The following is a 15,608-nucleotide window of genomic DNA, read 5'->3' on the forward strand; positions in this document are numbered from 1 at the left end:
GGTGGCTACATATTGATGTTGTGCTGTTGCTTTTTACTGAAAGCTGCTACTAACGACTCATAAATCTACCCTTAATCGTGTATTGGATGATAGTTGCGGATTTTAGGATGAATATAAAAAATCCCTGTAACTTATAGCAAGTTACAGGGATCATTTATACTTATTGTTTTGTTATCTCAAAGAAATTACTTCTTGTTGATAGCGAGGTCGATAGCTACAGCGATAGCAACAGTAGCACCTACCATAGGGTTGTTACCCATACCGAGGAAGCCCATCATCTCTACGTGAGCAGGAACTGAAGAAGAACCTGCAAACTGAGCGTCTGAGTGCATACGACCCATAGTATCAGTCATACCGTAAGAAGCAGGACCAGCAGCCATGTTATCTGGGTGCAATGTACGACCTGTACCACCACCAGAAGCTACTGAGAAGTATGGCTTACCAGCAGCCACACGCTCCTTCTTGTATGTACCAGCAACTGGGTGCTGGAAACGTGTAGGGTTTGTAGAGTTACCAGTGATAGATACATCTACATCCTCGCTCCAGTTGATAGCAACACCCTCGCGAACGTCGTCAGCGCCGTAGCAGTTAACCTTAGCACGTGGACCGTCGCTGTAAGCGATGCGGTTAACAACCTTCAACTCACCAGTGTAGTAATCAAACTTTGTCTGAACGTATGTGAAACCGTTGATGCGGCTGATGATCTGAGCTGCATCCTTACCAAGACCGTTCAAGATAACGCGCAATGGGTTCTTGCGAACCTTGTTAGCCATCTCAGCAATCTTGATAGCACCCTCAGCAGCAGCGAAAGACTCGTGACCAGCCAAGAAAGCGAAGCACTGAGTCTCCTCACGGAGCAAACGAGCAGCCAAGTTACCGTGACCGAGACCAACCTTACGGTCGTCAGCTACAGAACCAGGGATGCAGAAAGCCTGCAAACCGATACCGATAGCCTCAGCTGCGTCAGCAGCAGTCTTAGCACCGTTCTTGATAGCGATAGCAGCACCAGCTACATACGCCCACTTAGCGTTCTCGAAGCAGATACGCTGAGTATCTTCACACATCTGATAAGGGTCAACACCTGCGTCCTCGCAGATTTGATTAGCCTCTTCCAAGCTCTGAATACCGTTAGCATTAAGAGCAGCAAGAACCTGCTTCTCGCGACGTTCCTGACTTTCGTAACTTACTTTTCTAATCATATCTGTATCTCCTTATTATTCTTTACGTGGATCAATTGCTTTAACAACACCCTGCTCAGCAGTTGTACGACCGTAGCTACCTGTGAACTTCTTGACAGCCTCGTTAGCGTCCATACCGTTCTTGATAGCCTCCATCATCTTGCCGAGGTGAACATACTCGTAACCACAAACCTGGCTGTCCTTATCCAAGAACTGCTTTGTGATGTAACCCTCTGTCAACTCAAGGTAACGTGTACCCTTAGCTACAGTACCATAGAGAGTACCAGTCTGTGAACGAAGACCCTTACCCAAGTCCTCAAGACCTGCACCGATAACAAGACCGCCCTCAGAGAAAGCGCTCTGGCTACGACCGTAAACAATCTGGAGGAAGAGCTCGCGCATTGCTGTATTGATAGCATCGCAAACGAGGTCAGTGTTCAAAGCCTCAAGGATAGTCTTGCCTGGAAGAATCTCAGAAGCCATAGCAGCTGAGTGAGTCATACCAGTACAACCGATAGTCTCAACGAGAGCCTCCTGAATAACGCCTTCCTTGATGTTCAAAGAGAGCTTACAAGCACCCTGCTGAGGAGCACACCAACCCACACCGTGAGTATAACCAGAGATGTCCTTGATCTCTTTTGCCTGAATCCATTTTCCCTCTTCAGGAATTGGAGCTGGTCCGTGGTTAGGACCCTTAGCGACAACGCACATGTTGTCTACTTCTTTAGAATAGATCATATTCGCTAAATTTTATATTAATGAATATATATAAGTATAAATTCTTCTTATTTTGCTGAAACATTGGCTTGATAACCTCAATTCCGACCACAAAAGTACAAAAAATATCTGTAAAATACCCAAAAATGAGTATTCTTTTTAACTCTTTAACCTAATATTTAGATTTTTTCTTGGGTTTGTCCCTATTTTGATGTATCTTTGCAAACTGAAAATAGCAATTTTGAAGATTATGATTGAAGTTAAGATACAGGACGCCGTGCTTCAGCAGGCAGCGGAGGCAGGCATGGATGAATTTGTGAAGGCTTTCGTGGATGCAATCCGCGAGGCAATTGGTGGCGAACTCACTGCTGAGACCATGGCTGAGCTGAATAGCGACCAGATTACGCTCCTGGCGTGGGATACCCTGCACGAGGAGATGATGGATGGTGGTATGATCCAGCTCATCCATAACGGCTATGGTGCCTTCCTCTGGAAGAATCCTACTGACAAGGCGTTCCGTAACTGGGGGCTCGTGGAGCTTTCAAAGCTTATCAAGAAAAGTCATTTCCTCTATAAGAGTCATCATGAAGACATCGAGGGGGATATGAGCGATGAAGACTTCATGGCGCTTTATGAGAAATTCCCTGAGTTTGATGATTTCGATGATGAATTTGTGGAGAACGAAGAGGAGTGGACCAGCAAGGTGGCTTTCTATATTGATGAGCACATCGAAAACTTCGTCACTATTATATAATATTAAGGTATTAGGATTATGAACAAGAAAGATCAGGAACTCCGTAAGAAGAGTCCGATACAGATACGCAACAAGAAGGCCTCGTTTGAGTACTTCTTTGTTGATACTTATACCGCTGGTATCGTACTTACCGGTACCGAGATCAAGTCGATCCGTGGCGGTAAGGCATCCCTGGTAGATTGCTACTGCGATTTCTATCAGGGTGAACTGTGGGTGAAGGGTATGAATATCTCGCCTTATTTCTATGGCTCTTTTGCCAATCATGAGGCTCGCCGCGACCGCAAGCTCCTTCTCACCAAGCGCGAACTGCGCCGATTGGAAGAGGATAGCAAGCAGCCGGGCTTTACCATCGTGCCAACACTTGTCTTCATTGACGACAATGGACGTGCCAAGGTGGATATCGCCCTCTGCAAGGGTAAGAAGGAGTATGACAAGCGTCAGACCCTGAAGGAGAAAGAGGATAGAAGAGAGATGGATAGAGCTATCAAGCACTTTTAGACAATGAAAAATATAAGAGAGATTGCTAAGGAGAAGATTCTGATTCTCGACGGTGCCATGGGTACCGAGATTCAGAAATATAATTTAACCGAGGATGACTTCCGTGGCGAGCGTTTCCGCGATGTGCCGGGAATGATGAAGGGCAACAACGATATGCTCAACATCACTCGCCCTGATGTTATCTCTGATATTTACCGGCGTTACCTGGAGGCGGGCGCCGATATCATCACGGCGAACACCTTCTCGTGTCAGCGCATCTCGCAGGCGGATTATCACCTGGAAGACTGTGCCAGGGAGATGGCTTTCGAGGGTGCTCGCCTGGCGCGTATCGAATGCGATAAGTTTTCTACCCCCGATAAACCACGCTTCGTAGCAGGAGATGTGGGACCTACCAATAAAACTTGTTCCATGAGTCCGGACGTCAGTAATCCTGCCGCCCGGGAGATTACGTACGATGAACTTTTCACCGATGTCTGCGAACAGGTGGATGGTCTCATCGAAGGTGGAGCGGATGTCATCCTTATCGAAACCATCTTCGATACGCTCAACTGCAAGGCGATGATCGACGCTGCCATCACTATGATGAAGAAGCATGGGGTAGAACTGCCTATTATGATCAGTCTTACGGTGAGTGATCTGGCTGGCAGAACTCTGAGCGGTCAGACCGTGGATGCTTTCCTGGCTTCGCTCTCTCCTTATCCTATTTTCTCGGTAGGTATGAACTGTGCCTTCGGTGCCCCTCAGATGAAACCGTTCATCGAGCATCTGGCAAAGGTTGCACCTTATTATATTAGTGCCCATCCTAATGCCGGATTGCCTAACGAGATGGGACAATATGACGAGACTGCAGAGTCGATGGCTCCGCAGATAGCCGAGTTTATCGATGAAGGCATCGTCAATATCATCGGCGGCTGCTGTGGAACCAGTCCGGAATTCATCGCTCACTATGCCCGATGTGCCGAGGGTAAGAAACCACATCAGGTAGTAGAGAAGCCTCAGTATATGTGGCTCTCGGGCTTAGACTTGCTGCAGGTAGATGACTCCGTTCATCTGCCAGTAGATGCCAGTCGCTTTGTGAATGTAGGCGAACGCTGTAACGTGGCTGGTAGCAGGAAGTTCCTGCGATTGATTAATGAAAAAGGTTATGAGGAAGCCATCGGCATCGCCCGTAAGCAGGTGGCAGATGGTGCAGCCGTGGTGGATGTAAACATGGATGACGGACTGCTGGATGCCAAGGCGGAAATGGTGAACTTCCTCAATATGATAGCGGCAGAACCTGAGACTGCAAGGTGCCTGTGATGATTGACTCCTCGAAGTGGAATGTGATTCTTGCCGGACTGAAGTGCTGTCAGGGTAAGTGTATCGTGAATTCCATCTCCCTGAAGGAGGGCGAAGAGGTGTTCCTCTCTCATGCACGTGATGTGATGCGTTATGGCGCCGCCGTCGTGGTGATGTGCTTCGATGAAGTGGGACAGGCCACTACCTATGAGCGACGTATCGAGATTGCCGGGCGTGCCTATCACCTCCTGGTAGATAAACTGGGGATGAATCCGCTCGACATCATCTTTGACCCGAATGTGCTTGCCATCGCTACGGGTATGGAGGAGCACGATAATTATGCCGTGGAATTCATTCGTGCCACCGAGTGGATTCATCAGAATCTGCCTGGAGCACATGTCAGTGGTGGAGTCAGCAACCTCTCGTTCTCGTTCCGTGGTAATACGTATATCCGCGAAGCAATTCATTGTGTATTCCTGCATCATGCCCAGAAGGTGGGCATGGACTTTGGTATCGTAAATGCCAAGGCAAGAATGGATTATCATAAAATACCTAAAGAACAGCTCGAACTCATCGAGGATGTGGTGTTGAACCGCAGAAAGGGCGCTGCCGATGACCTCATCGAACTGGCTGCCGAAATCAAGGCGAAGGCTGATGCAGCAAAAGCAGCTGCCAAGGCGGGCGGTGCGCCAGCTCCGAAGCCTGCTGCACCAGAGTGGCGCAAGCAGACTGTGGAGGAAAGGTTGAAGTATGCCCTGCAGAAGGGTATCACCGAGTTCCTGCAACCTGATATAGACGAGGCATTGCAGAAGTATCCGCATGCCGTGAACGTCATAGAAGGTCCGCTGATGGATGGTATGAACCTGGTAGGTGAACTCTTCGGTAAGGGCGAGATGTTCCTGCCGCAGGTGGTGAAGACGGCACGAACCATGAAGGCTGCCGTTTCCATCCTCCAGCCTCATATCGAAGCAGAGAAACAGGGTGGAAGTACTTCTGCCGGAAAGATTCTGATGGCGACCGTAAAGGGAGATGTGCATGATATCGGTAAGAATATCGTGTGCGTGGTGATGTCGTGCAACAACTATGATATCATCGACCTGGGCGTGATGGTACCTGCCGAGCAGATTGTGAAGAAGGCGATAGAAGAGAAGGTGGATGCCATCGGCTTGAGCGGCCTGATTACGCCATCACTGGAAGAGATGGTTCACACAGCCCAGGAGATGCAGAAGGCAGGCTTGCGTATCCCGATCATGGTGGGAGGCGCTACCACGAGCGAACTGCATGTGGCATTGAAAATCGCACCGGTGTATGATGGACCGGTTATCTGGGTGAAGGATGCTTCGCTGAATGCCGGTATCTGTGCCCGCTTCCTCAACGAGACAGAATGCCCTAAGTTTATTGCTGAACTTGATGAGCGATACGAACGCTTGCGCAATGAGTATCATGAACAGCAGGCGAAGATTGCCTCGCTGGAAGAAGCACGAAAGAACAAGCTTGAGCTGTTTTAAACTAAGCGTTTGTTGATAATGTAGCAAAAATGTTTTATAATAGAATATATAAGGTATTAGTAATAAGGATAATATGATCAAGACGGTTATTTTTGATATGGGTGGTGTCGTAATCACCCTCGACGAGAATGAGGCAGGCAAACGCTTTGTTGAGTTAGGTATGAAGGAGTTTGCCGAGAAGATGGATCCTTATAAGCAGTCGGGCTTGAATGGCGATCTGGAAGAAGGAAAGCTTTCCGAGGAGGAGTATCGCCGTCAGGTAAGCGAGAAGGTGGGTCGAGAGGTGAGCTTTGAGGAGCTGCAGCATTGCTGGCTGGGCTATATGAAGGAGGTGCCTGCCCGCAAGTTGATGACCATCAGAAATCTCAAGAAGCAGGGATATCGCGTGGTCTTGCTCAGCAATACCAATCCATACGTATCGGCTTGGACGGATAGTGAGGAATTCTCTGGCGACGGTCATCCTATCGGTGATTATTTCGATGCCATGTATCGCAGCTATGAGGTGAAATATATGAAGCCGGACGAGAATTTCTTCCGTTACGTGATGGCTCAGGAAAAGGCGTTGCCGGAGGAATGTCTCTTTATTGATGATGGCGCCCGTAACTGCTGTGCGGCTTCTGAGGTAGGGCTCTTTACTTATTGTCCGCAGAACGGAGAAGACTGGTGCGATAAAATCTACGATTATTTGAAGTATGATTTATGGTGATTATTTGCAGCCCAACTGCAAATAATTGCCATTTTATTTTGCATTCTGCAAGAAATAATGTACTTTTGCAGTCGCAAATATTAAATAATTAGATAATGGTTAAGAAGAAAAGATGGCATTGTCTGCCTGGTCAGCCTATTACAGAGCTTGATAAGCAGGTGATGTTTTGGGAAAATAAGGGTAAGCTTGTGCCTACCCGCGACTTGATTAAGACTCCAGAACAAATAGAAGGTATCCGCAAGAGTGGTGTCGTGAATACAGGTTGTCTCGATGCTGTTGCCGAGATGATCCGTCCGGGTATCAATACTCAGCAGATCGATGACCTCTGTATGCAATATTGCAAGGATCATAATGCGATTCCTGCCTGCCTCAACTATGAGGGCTACCCTAAGAGTGTATGTACATCCATCAATGAAGTGGTATGTCATGGTATTCCTAAGGAAGAGGATGTGCTCGAAGAGGGTGATATCGTCAATGTGGATATGACTACCATCGTGGATGGTTACTATGCGGATGCCAGCCGTATGTTCATCGTTGGCGGCAAGACAACTCCGGAAAAGGAACAGTTGGTTCGTGTTGCCAAGGAGTGTCTTGAGATTGGTATGGAGGCGGCTAAGCCTTACTCTTTTGTGGGCGATATCGGTCATGCCATCGAAAAGCATTGCAAGAAGTATGGTTATGGTGTTGTCCGTGACCTTTGTGGTCATGGAGTAGGCTGTCAGTTCCATGAAGAGCCTGAGGTTCTTCATTATGGTCATAGAGGAACTGGTATGTTGCTCGTGCCTGGTATGGTGTTTACTATCGAGCCAATGATCAATATGGGAACCTGGCAGGTGTTCATCGATGCCGAAGATCCATACGGATGGGAGGTTATTACCGGTGACGAGAAGCCATCTGCTCAATGGGAGCATACACTCGTGATGACTGAGACGGGTGTGGAGATTCTTACACATTAATATATATGGGCTTAGCCTTAGTAATTATGGAAGAAAAAAAGGATATATATATATTAGGTATAGAGAGCAGTTGCGACGATACCTCTGCCGCAGTGCTCAAGAATGGAGTGCTGCTGAGCAACGTGACTGCTTCGCAGGAAGTGCACCGTGCCTATGGTGGCGTGGTGCCTGAGCTTGCTTCCCGTGCTCATCAGCAGAATGTGGTGCCTGTGGTAGATCAGGCTATCGCTCGTGCGGGCATCAGGAAGGAAGATCTGTCTGCCGTTGCCTTCACCCGTGGACCGGGTCTGATGGGTTCTCTGCTCGTGGGTGTGAGTTTTGCCAAGGGCTTTGCCCGTTCGCTCAACATCCCGATGATTGATGTCAATCACTTGCAGGGTCATGTGATGGCTCATTTCATCAAGGGAAGCGATGATGACCAGAGTGCACCTCCATTCCCATTTATCTGTCTCCTTGTGAGCGGTGGAAACTCGCAGATTGTGAAGGTGAATGCCTACAACGATATGGAGGTTTTCGGTCAGACTATCGATGATGCTGCCGGTGAGGCGATAGATAAGTGTGCCAAGGTGTTGGAGTGGGGCTACCCAGGTGGTCCTGTTGTAGATAAGTATGCCCGCCAGGGTAATCCGAAGGCTTTCAGCTTTGCTGAGCCACATATCCCTGGACTGAACTATAGCTTCTCTGGCTTCAAGACCAGTTTCCTCTACAGTTTGCGCAAGTGGGTAGCTGCTGATCCTGATTTTGTGGAGAAGAACAAGTTTGACCTGGCTGCGAGCATTGAGTTCACCATCGTGGATATCCTGATGAAGAAATTGCGTATGGCAGTGAAGCAGACAGGAATCAAGCATGTGGCTGTGGCTGGTGGTGTGAGTGCCAACAATGGTCTCCGGAATGCTTTCCATGATCATGCCAAGCGTTTTGGCTGGACCATCTACATACCAAAGTTCAGCTATACCACAGACAATGCGGCTATGATTGGTTGTGTAGGTACATTCAAGTATCTTGATGGCGATTTTGCCACCATCGATCTGCCTGCATATAGTAAAGTAACATTTAAATAAATAAGAATTCTTATGGAATTTGAAACAAAGATATTAAGCAAGAGCATCCAGGAGATGCTCTATAACAGTGACAAGACAGTGGGCACAGCTGAGAGCTGCACAGGCGGTCGTATCGCCGAAGCGCTCATCTCTGTGCCAGGTGCCAGCAATTACTTCAAGGGCGGTGTGGTAAGTTATACCAATGAGGTAAAAGAGAATCTTCTCGGAGTAAGCCATGAGCTTCTGGAGGAGAAGACGGCCTTCTGCGAGGAAGTAGCCAAGGAGATGGTGCTTGGTGCCATCAAAGCCCTGAATGTTGATTTCGCTATTTCGGCAACAGGTGTATCGGGACCTACAGGTGGTACTCCATCTGCGCCAGTGGGTACAATCTTCGTAGGATTTGGTAGCAAGGATGATGTTCGTGTGGTGAAACTCACAGAGGATTTCGGTCGCGATATCAATCTTGCAATTGCCACAAATACAGCGCTTAAGGGTATGCTCGATTTCCTGAAAGAACATACTGAAGATTTGAAAAAAGAGGCATAAAATGCTAATTTAGAGCCATAAAGTATTAATAATCCTTAAAAGACAGCGTTCTTTTAGGGATTATTTTGTTATTACCGAATTATTTTGTAATTTTGCACTCTGTTTGGAATAGGTATCAATTAACGAATTACAAAATTAAAGATAGAAATGTCTAAAATTTGTCAAATCACAGGTAAGAAGGCACAGTTAGGTTGCAATGTGTCTCACTCAAAGCACCGTACAAAGAGAAGCTTTGACGTTAACCTCTTCAGCAAGAAATTCTACTATGTAGAAGAGGGTTGCTGGATCAGCCTCAAGATCAGTGCTGCTGGTCTTCGTCTTATTAACAAGGTAGGTCTCGATGCTGCTTTGAATCAGGCAGTAAAGAAGGGCTACGTAGATTGGAAGGACATTAAAGTTATAGGAGAATAATATCATGGCAAAGAAAGCAAAAGGTAATAGAGTACAAGTTATCCTCGAGTGCACTGAGCATAAGAACAGTGGTATGCCAGGTACAAGCCGTTACGTGACTACAAAGAATCGTAAGAACACTCCTGAGCGTCTTGAGTTGATGAAGTACAACCCAATCCTTAAGAAGATGACTCTTCACAAGGAGATTAAGTAAGCTCGCTTACAAGTTTATAAACAATTTTATCAATTTTAATAGACTATGGCAAAGAAAGCGGTCGCTACCCTCCACGAAGGTAACATGGATGGTCGCGCATACACAAAGGTTATCAAGATGGTTAAGAGCCCTAAGACTGGTGCTTACGTTTTCGATGAGAAGATGGTACCAAACGAGGCTGTTAAGGATTTCTTCAAGGACTAATCTGATTGCATAAGCATTCAGACTAGCGTTCTCTTGGAGACTCGCATAAATACAATAAGGTCGCAATACCCTTTCAAAGGGTATGCGGCCTTTTATGTTTTTGTTACTGAAGCTGTTTTTTGCGTATGAGTATATATTTCTTTCTTTTTTCTTTTGCTATTTCAAAATAAAAACGTAACTTTGCACAGAATAAGTGAAATATCCGTTTTTGCAGAAAAGGGGATATATATAATGTTTTTTAAGAAGAAAGGAACAAGATAAGATGCCGTTAAGATTACCGGATAAACTTCCAGCTATTGAGCTGCTGAAGCATGAGAATATTTTCGTGATGGATGAGAGTCGTGCGCACAGTCAGGAAATCAGACCGCTGAAGATTTGTGTGCTCAACCTGATGCCGCTGAAGATCACGACAGAAACTGATTTGGTGAGATTGCTCTCCAATACGCCTCTGCAGTTGGAGGTTTACTTCATGAAGTTGAAGAGCCATACTCCAAAGAATACGCCGATAGAGCATATGATGATGTTCTATAAGGACTTTGCGGAACTGTCAAAGCAGAAGTTTGACGGTATGATAGTGACGGGTGCTCCTATCGAGACGATGGAATATGAGGAGGTGGAGTATTGGCCGGAAATCCAGGAGATATTCAATTGGGCACGTACCCACGTTACCTCTACGCTGTATATCTGCTGGGGTGCGCAGGCTGGACTCTATCACTTTTATGGTGTTCCAAAATATAAGCTTGATAAAAAGAAGTTTGGTATCTTTCCTCAGAAACCGCTTGATCCGTCACTCCCTATCTTCCGTGGCTTTGATGACATCTTCAATATGCCACACAGCCGCCATACAGAGGTGCGCAGGGAAGACATCGAAAAAGTGCCGGGACTGGATATTATCGCAGAATCTGTAGAGAGTGGCGTGAGTATCGTAATGGCGAGGGATGGACGCGAATTCTTCGTAACTGGTCATCTGGAATATGCGCCTAACACGCTCGATAAGGAGTATAAAAGAGACATGGGCAAGCGAGACGACGTAGAATTGCCTGAGAACTATTACTTCCATGATGATCCGAATGAGGCTCCTTTGGTAACATGGCGTGCCCATGCCAACCTGTTCTACAGTAACTGGATCAACTATTACGTTTATCAGGAAACTCCTTATAATATTGATGATATTCAATAAGGTTATTGATGATATCCAATAAGTTTGGAGTTGTAAAAAGAACTAAGATAGTTTAGGAAATGAATGATATTGAAGCTAAGAAGAAAAAAGAGATACACTTGACGGAGCTGGAACTTCTTGCCCCAGCCAAGAATCTGGAGTGTGGAATTGCAGCTATCGATCATGGTGCCGATGCGGTGTATATAGGTGCACCCCGTTTTGGAGCCCGCGCTGCTGCTGGCAACTCACTGGAGGATATTAAGAAACTCTGTGATTATGCCCATCAGTTTCGTGCCAAGGTTCACGTGACGGTGAATACTATCATCTATGAAAACGAGATGGAAGATACGCTGATGATGATTGGCGAGTTGGACCGTATCGGAGTGGATGCACTCCTGTTGCAGGATATGGGTGTTCTCTGGGATGTAAGAGCCAATCATCTCTGGCATCGTGAGTTGCATTCCAGCACGCAGTGTGATGCCCGTTCTGCCGACAAGGTTGCCTGGCTGTCAACGCTAGGATTCGATAGAGTGGTCCTTGCCCGTGAACTTTCTCTTGATGAAATTAGGGAAATCCACAGGAAAAATCCTTCTACGCAGTTGGAGGTCTTTGTGCATGGTGCGCTTTGTGTCAGCTATTCGGGTGTATGCTACGCTTCGGAAAAGTGTTTCGGTCGTTCTGCAAACCGTGGTGAGTGTGCTCAGTTCTGCAGAATGAAATTCAATCTCATAGATTCCAATGAGAATGAAATAGAGCATGAGCGTCATCTGCTGTCATTGAAGGATCTCTGCCAGATAGATCATCTGCAGGAACTTGCTGATGCGGGTGCAACTTCTTTCAAGATTGAAGGACGCCTGAAGGATGTAAACTATGTGAAGAATGTTGTGGCTGCCTATAGTCGGAAACTCGATGAGGTGGTAGCTGCCAATCCGGATAAGTATTGTAGAGCATCATTCGGTCGTGCTATCCATACTTTCCAGCCTAACTTGAAAAAGACATTCAACAGAGGATTTACCAACTATTTCCTCAATGGGCGACAGCCTGACATCGCTTCTTTTGATACACCGAAGGCGATGGGCGAGTATGTTGGTAAGGTCAAGGAGATAAGAGGTAATGTTTCCTTCAACGTGGCGACAGTGGCAAGTTTTGCCAATGGTGATGGTCTCTGCTTTATCAATGACAAGAAAGAGCTGGAGGGATTCCGCGTAAACCGTGTGGAAGGTAACCGACTCTATCCGCTCCGTATGCCGGAGCATCTGCGCCCAGGCATGGCTCTCTATCGTAATAATGACCAGGCTTTTGAGAACATTCTATCAAAGAAAACTGCGAGCCGCAAGATTCCTCTCCACATCAGAATTACGCCTCAGTATTCTGAATCCGGTGCCCTTCAGCAGGTTTATATAGAGATAGGTGCTTCGGTTCATGTTCCTCAATTGCTCACAATGACTACGGAAGGTTTTGTGGAGAAGCATCTCGCCTACAAGATTGACGAGTATTCTTATGAGTTTGATGCGCCGCTGGAATTGGCAAGGCGTCCGCAGGGTGATAACATCAGACAGCAGTTGAGCAAGATGGGTAATACGATATTTGAGTGTGATGAAGTTGTTCTGGCAGGAGATCTTGAGAATTATTTCATTCCAAACAGTGTGTTGTCTGAGGTTCGTAGAGCTTTGATTGAGAGTGCGACAGAAGGTATTCAGAATATTGTAGATAGATCCTTGGCGAAAGGCGTGATGGAAGAATTATTCTCCGCACCTTATCAGTTGAATCAGGTGGGTGAGCATAAGATGGATACGTGGAAGTTTGTCTGGCAGCCAGATTATGCTAAGTGGCCTTATCTGTATAATATCGCTAACCGCAGTGCTGAGCATTTCTACAAGACTCATGGCATGACGTTTAATTCAACTGCATTTGAGCTAGAGCAGCCTAAGGGAGAATCGCTCATCATGCAGTGCCGCCATTGCATCCGCTACTCTTTGGGCTATTGTGTAAAACGAGGAGGCAAGAAGCCGCAATGGAAGGAGCCTCTGTTCCTGGAGCTGGGTGATGGCAGAAGATTCCGCTTGGAATTCAACTGTGCGCAGTGCCAGATGAATGTCTATAGCACAAAATAATAACGAAACGGGGTTCGCAACCCCAAAATGAAGAATGAGAATAAAACTGATGATAAAAATGATGGTATGTATGTTGGGCATCTGTTTGATGCTCAACAGCTGCTATCATCGTCATAACTCCCATCAGCAGCATGCAGCCATGCTGGAGTACAGTGATCGTCAGTTGGATTCTATCTCATTCTCTACCACCCACCATTACACCAACAAATATAACTTTATGGTGTTTAAGGATTCTATCCACTTGATGCGACAGCAGCCTGAAGAATTAGTGAGTGGTCTTTCGGTAGATTCATTCTCTGTCAAGAAGAACCAGCTTCTGGTTGTGACAGATATCCGTATGGTGCCACAAGACAGCATAGATTCTGTATGGGTGCAGCTTGCTACTGAAGATAACAGGTTTGGATGGAGTAGGGAATCGAGATTGCTTCCTCAGGTAGTACCGGATGATCCTATCTCTGAATTCATCATGACTTTCAGTAATGTCCACTTGCTTATTTTTCTCGTGGTCATTGTAGTCATCACATTGGCTTATCTGGTAAGAAAGGTATTTCATAGCAATGCCAAGATTGTGCATTTCAATGATATTGATTCGCCGTATCCTCTTGCTCTTGTGCTTCTGGTATCTATCTCGGCAGCCTTTTATGCCTGGATTCAGACTTTTGAACCAGAGATGTGGCGACAGTTCTATTTCCATCCGTCATTGAATCCTTTTGCAGTACCTAAGGTGTTGGGAGTATTTCTTGCCTTGGTATGGAGTATTCTCATTGTAGGACTGGCATGTGTCGATGAAGTTTATCATCGTCTTCCGTTTGGAGAAGCCCTGTTGTATCTGGGCGGTCTGGCAGGTGTATGTGCGCTTGATTATATCATTTTCAGTGTTTCTACCTTATATTATATAGGCTATATCCTGCTGGTGGCATACATTTGGTTTGCCATCAAAGCCTATCGCAGGGGGAATTCCTAATAAATAAGGATTCTGGGTGCCAGGAAAAAGCAGTACCTTTGCACCCGTTATGAAAAAAGATATAATTAATAGGAAAATGATTGCATTGGCGCTGGCTTCTTCTGTTGCGCCAATCTCCTTGTGGGCTGGCACAAGCAATGTCTTGTCCCTTGATAATAACAAAGTTGATAATACTGATTTCAAAGTATTCACTGATAGCAGCAAGGTTTTTGATATAGACGAGGTGGTTGTGGTTTCACAACCGAAAGAGAACTTTCGCCTTCGCCAGCAATCACTCAGCAGTACTTCTGTTGGTGGATTTCAGATACAGAAACTAGGCACCCGCGATTTGCGCGAGCTTTCTAGTTATATCCCTAATTTTGTGATGCCTAACTATGGCAGCCGTCTTTCCAGTGCTATGTATGTGCGTGGCATTGGCAGCAGAGTGAACAGTCCTGCGGTAGGTATCTATCTGGATGGCATTCCGGTATTGAGCAAGTCTGCCTTCAATCTTCATCATTATCAGACTTCCCGTATTGATGTCTTGCGTGGACCTCAGGCTACTCTCTATGGTCAGAACACAGAGGGCGGACTGGTGCGTATCTATTCCCGCAATCCGTTTGAATATGAGGGCACAGATTTGAAGTTGGGTTATGGCTCCCGATATTATCGCAATGTAGAGCTGGCTCATTATCATCGTATCAATGACCATCTGGCGTTTACTGTAGCAGCTTTCAATGATGCACAGAAGGGATTCTTCAGAAATACGAATACCGGCAGCAGAGCCGACAAATATAATGAGGCTGGAGGAAAGATAGTGCTGAAGGCAAAGCTTAACAGAGGATGGAACGTAGATCTTCTCGCCAACTATCAGTATGTTGACCAGAATGGTTTCCCTTATGGCAAGCTGGATTTGGAGACAGGCAAGGCTGCGCTTCCTTCCACCACCTTCGACGGAACCTATTTGCGTCATTCCTTTATCTCGGGTGTTACCGTAAATCATACAGGGGCAGATTATAGCTTTGCTTCTACCACGAGCTATCAGTATCTGAAGGATAAGATGAATATGGATCAGGATTATCTTCCTACCGATTATATGAGCATCCTGCAGGAGCAGCTTCAGAACTCGCTTACCCAGGAATTTACCTTGAAGAGTAATCGCGCTGTGGGTGGTTTCTGGAATTGGACCGCGGGTGGCTTCTTCTCTTATCAGTGGCTGAAGACCAATGGACCGGTCTTCTTCAATGAGGGTATGACCCAGCCTATCGGCAATGCTATCCAGCAGCAGATGTATAATGCGATGCTCAATGTGATGGCACAGAAGATGATGGAAAAGGGTATGCCGGAAATGGTTGCCAAGGCTGCAGCTGCAGCTATAGAGAGGCTGGAGGCGTATCCATGAA

15 protein-coding genes and 1 pseudogene are annotated in these 15,608 nt (G+C 46.4%); 14 read left to right on the forward strand and 2 right to left on the reverse strand.

The genetic code is table 11. The annotated features are described in order from the left end of the window. Window positions 1-185: 185 nt before the first annotated feature. Window positions 186-1,199: a GGGtGRT protein gene (locus DW830_RS09020; protein WP_117663570.1), complete on the reverse strand. Its 1,014-nt coding sequence runs from the start codon at window positions 1,197-1,199 to the stop codon at window positions 186-188. A gap of 15 nt (window positions 1,200-1,214) precedes the next feature. Beyond that, window positions 1,215-1,916: an iron-sulfur cluster assembly scaffold protein gene (locus tag DW830_RS09025; protein ID WP_006849036.1), complete on the reverse strand. Its 702-nt coding sequence runs from the start codon at window positions 1,914-1,916 to the stop codon at window positions 1,215-1,217. A 229-nt stretch (window positions 1,917-2,145) separates the two neighbouring features. Here DW830_RS09025 and DW830_RS09030 point away from each other — a divergent pair, with 229 nt between their 5' ends. The 14 genes and pseudogenes from DW830_RS09030 (at window position 2,146) to DW830_RS16550 (ending at window position 15,607) form a co-directional block, all read left to right on the forward strand. Continuing rightward, window positions 2,146-2,649 carry a DMP19 family protein gene (locus tag DW830_RS09030; RefSeq protein WP_118311087.1) on the forward strand — a complete coding sequence of 168 codons (504 nt, stop codon included), beginning with the start codon at window positions 2,146-2,148 and terminating at the stop codon, window positions 2,647-2,649. An 18-nt stretch (window positions 2,650-2,667) separates the two neighbouring features. Then, on the forward strand, window positions 2,668-3,147 hold the full coding sequence (gene smpB / locus DW830_RS09035) for an SsrA-binding protein SmpB (RefSeq protein ID WP_119249640.1): 480 nt from the start codon (window positions 2,668-2,670) through the stop codon (window positions 3,145-3,147). A 3-nt stretch (window positions 3,148-3,150) separates the two neighbouring features. Then, a pseudogene (metH, locus tag DW830_RS09040) lies at window positions 3,151-5,933 on the forward strand (methionine synthase). Between the two features lie 73 nt (window positions 5,934-6,006). Beyond that, complete coding sequence (locus tag DW830_RS09045; RefSeq protein ID WP_119249641.1) at window positions 6,007-6,639, forward strand: HAD family hydrolase; 633 nt, start codon at window positions 6,007-6,009, stop codon at window positions 6,637-6,639. Between the two features lie 92 nt (window positions 6,640-6,731). Continuing rightward, the gene (map, locus tag DW830_RS09050) at window positions 6,732-7,595 is read left to right on the forward strand and encodes a type I methionyl aminopeptidase (RefSeq protein ID WP_119249642.1); all 864 of its coding nucleotides are present in this window, start codon (window positions 6,732-6,734) and stop codon (window positions 7,593-7,595) included. Between the two features lie 26 nt (window positions 7,596-7,621). After that, entirely contained in the window at window positions 7,622-8,656 is a 1,035-nt protein-coding gene (tsaD, locus tag DW830_RS09055) for a tRNA (adenosine(37)-N6)-threonylcarbamoyltransferase complex transferase subunit TsaD (RefSeq protein WP_119249643.1), read from the forward strand. 12 nt (window positions 8,657-8,668) lie between these two features. Continuing rightward, window positions 8,669-9,181, forward strand: coding sequence for a CinA family protein (locus tag DW830_RS09060; protein ID WP_119249644.1), 513 nt, complete (start codon window positions 8,669-8,671; stop codon window positions 9,179-9,181). A gap of 147 nt (window positions 9,182-9,328) precedes the next feature. Next, complete coding sequence (rpmB, locus tag DW830_RS09065; protein WP_006849044.1) at window positions 9,329-9,592, forward strand: 50S ribosomal protein L28; 264 nt, start codon at window positions 9,329-9,331, stop codon at window positions 9,590-9,592. Between the two features lie 4 nt (window positions 9,593-9,596). After that, window positions 9,597-9,785, forward strand: coding sequence for a 50S ribosomal protein L33 (gene rpmG, locus DW830_RS09070; RefSeq protein WP_006849045.1), 189 nt, complete (start codon window positions 9,597-9,599; stop codon window positions 9,783-9,785). 45 nt (window positions 9,786-9,830) lie between these two features. After that, window positions 9,831-9,989 (forward strand): DUF4295 domain-containing protein, encoded by a 159-nt coding sequence (locus DW830_RS09075; RefSeq protein WP_006849046.1) that lies wholly within the window; start codon window positions 9,831-9,833, stop codon window positions 9,987-9,989. 262 nt (window positions 9,990-10,251) lie between these two features. Then, window positions 10,252-11,169, forward strand: coding sequence for a homoserine O-succinyltransferase (gene metA, locus DW830_RS09080; protein ID WP_119249645.1), 918 nt, complete (start codon window positions 10,252-10,254; stop codon window positions 11,167-11,169). A 98-nt stretch (window positions 11,170-11,267) separates the two neighbouring features. Continuing rightward, window positions 11,268-13,262, forward strand: a complete 1,995-nt coding sequence (locus DW830_RS09085) for a peptidase U32 family protein (RefSeq protein WP_199656094.1) — start codon at window positions 11,268-11,270, stop codon at window positions 13,260-13,262. Window positions 13,263-13,296: 34 nt separating this feature from the next. Then, on the forward strand, window positions 13,297-14,226 hold the full coding sequence (locus DW830_RS09090) for a zinc ribbon domain-containing protein (protein WP_119249647.1): 930 nt from the start codon (window positions 13,297-13,299) through the stop codon (window positions 14,224-14,226). 76 nt (window positions 14,227-14,302) lie between these two features. Further along, window positions 14,303-15,607: a TonB-dependent receptor plug domain-containing protein gene (locus DW830_RS16550; protein WP_233544460.1), complete on the forward strand. Its 1,305-nt coding sequence runs from the start codon at window positions 14,303-14,305 to the stop codon at window positions 15,605-15,607. Window position 15,608 lies beyond the last annotated feature (1 nt).

The sequence above is a fragment of the Prevotella sp. AM34-19LB genome (genome assembly GCF_003468525.1).
Taxonomy (GTDB): Bacteria; Bacteroidota; Bacteroidia; order Bacteroidales; family Bacteroidaceae; genus Prevotella.

Excerpts from the sequence above, each read along its gene's own strand:
- DW830_RS09020 (WP_117663570.1), bottom strand. The coding sequence starts at position 1,199 with ATGATTAGAAAAGTAAGTTACGAAAGTCAGGAACGTCGCGAGAAGCAG.
- DW830_RS09025 (WP_006849036.1), bottom strand. The coding sequence starts at position 1,916 with ATGATCTATTCTAAAGAAGTAGACAACATGTGCGTTGTCGCTAAGGGT.
- DW830_RS09030 (WP_118311087.1), top strand. The coding sequence starts at position 2,146 with ATGATTGAAGTTAAGATACAGGACGCCGTGCTTCAGCAGGCAGCGGAG.
- smpB (WP_119249640.1), top strand. The coding sequence starts at position 2,668 with ATGAACAAGAAAGATCAGGAACTCCGTAAGAAGAGTCCGATACAGATA.
- DW830_RS09045 (WP_119249641.1), top strand. The coding sequence starts at position 6,007 with ATGATCAAGACGGTTATTTTTGATATGGGTGGTGTCGTAATCACCCTC.
- tsaD (WP_119249643.1), top strand. The coding sequence starts at position 7,622 with ATGGAAGAAAAAAAGGATATATATATATTAGGTATAGAGAGCAGTTGC.
- DW830_RS09060 (WP_119249644.1), top strand. The coding sequence starts at position 8,669 with ATGGAATTTGAAACAAAGATATTAAGCAAGAGCATCCAGGAGATGCTC.
- rpmB (WP_006849044.1), top strand. The coding sequence starts at position 9,329 with ATGTCTAAAATTTGTCAAATCACAGGTAAGAAGGCACAGTTAGGTTGC.
- rpmG (WP_006849045.1), top strand. The coding sequence starts at position 9,597 with ATGGCAAAGAAAGCAAAAGGTAATAGAGTACAAGTTATCCTCGAGTGC.
- DW830_RS09075 (WP_006849046.1), top strand. The coding sequence starts at position 9,831 with ATGGCAAAGAAAGCGGTCGCTACCCTCCACGAAGGTAACATGGATGGT.
- metA (WP_119249645.1), top strand. The coding sequence starts at position 10,252 with ATGCCGTTAAGATTACCGGATAAACTTCCAGCTATTGAGCTGCTGAAG.
- DW830_RS09090 (WP_119249647.1), top strand. The coding sequence starts at position 13,297 with ATGAGAATAAAACTGATGATAAAAATGATGGTATGTATGTTGGGCATC.
- DW830_RS16550 (WP_233544460.1), top strand. The coding sequence starts at position 14,303 with ATGATTGCATTGGCGCTGGCTTCTTCTGTTGCGCCAATCTCCTTGTGG.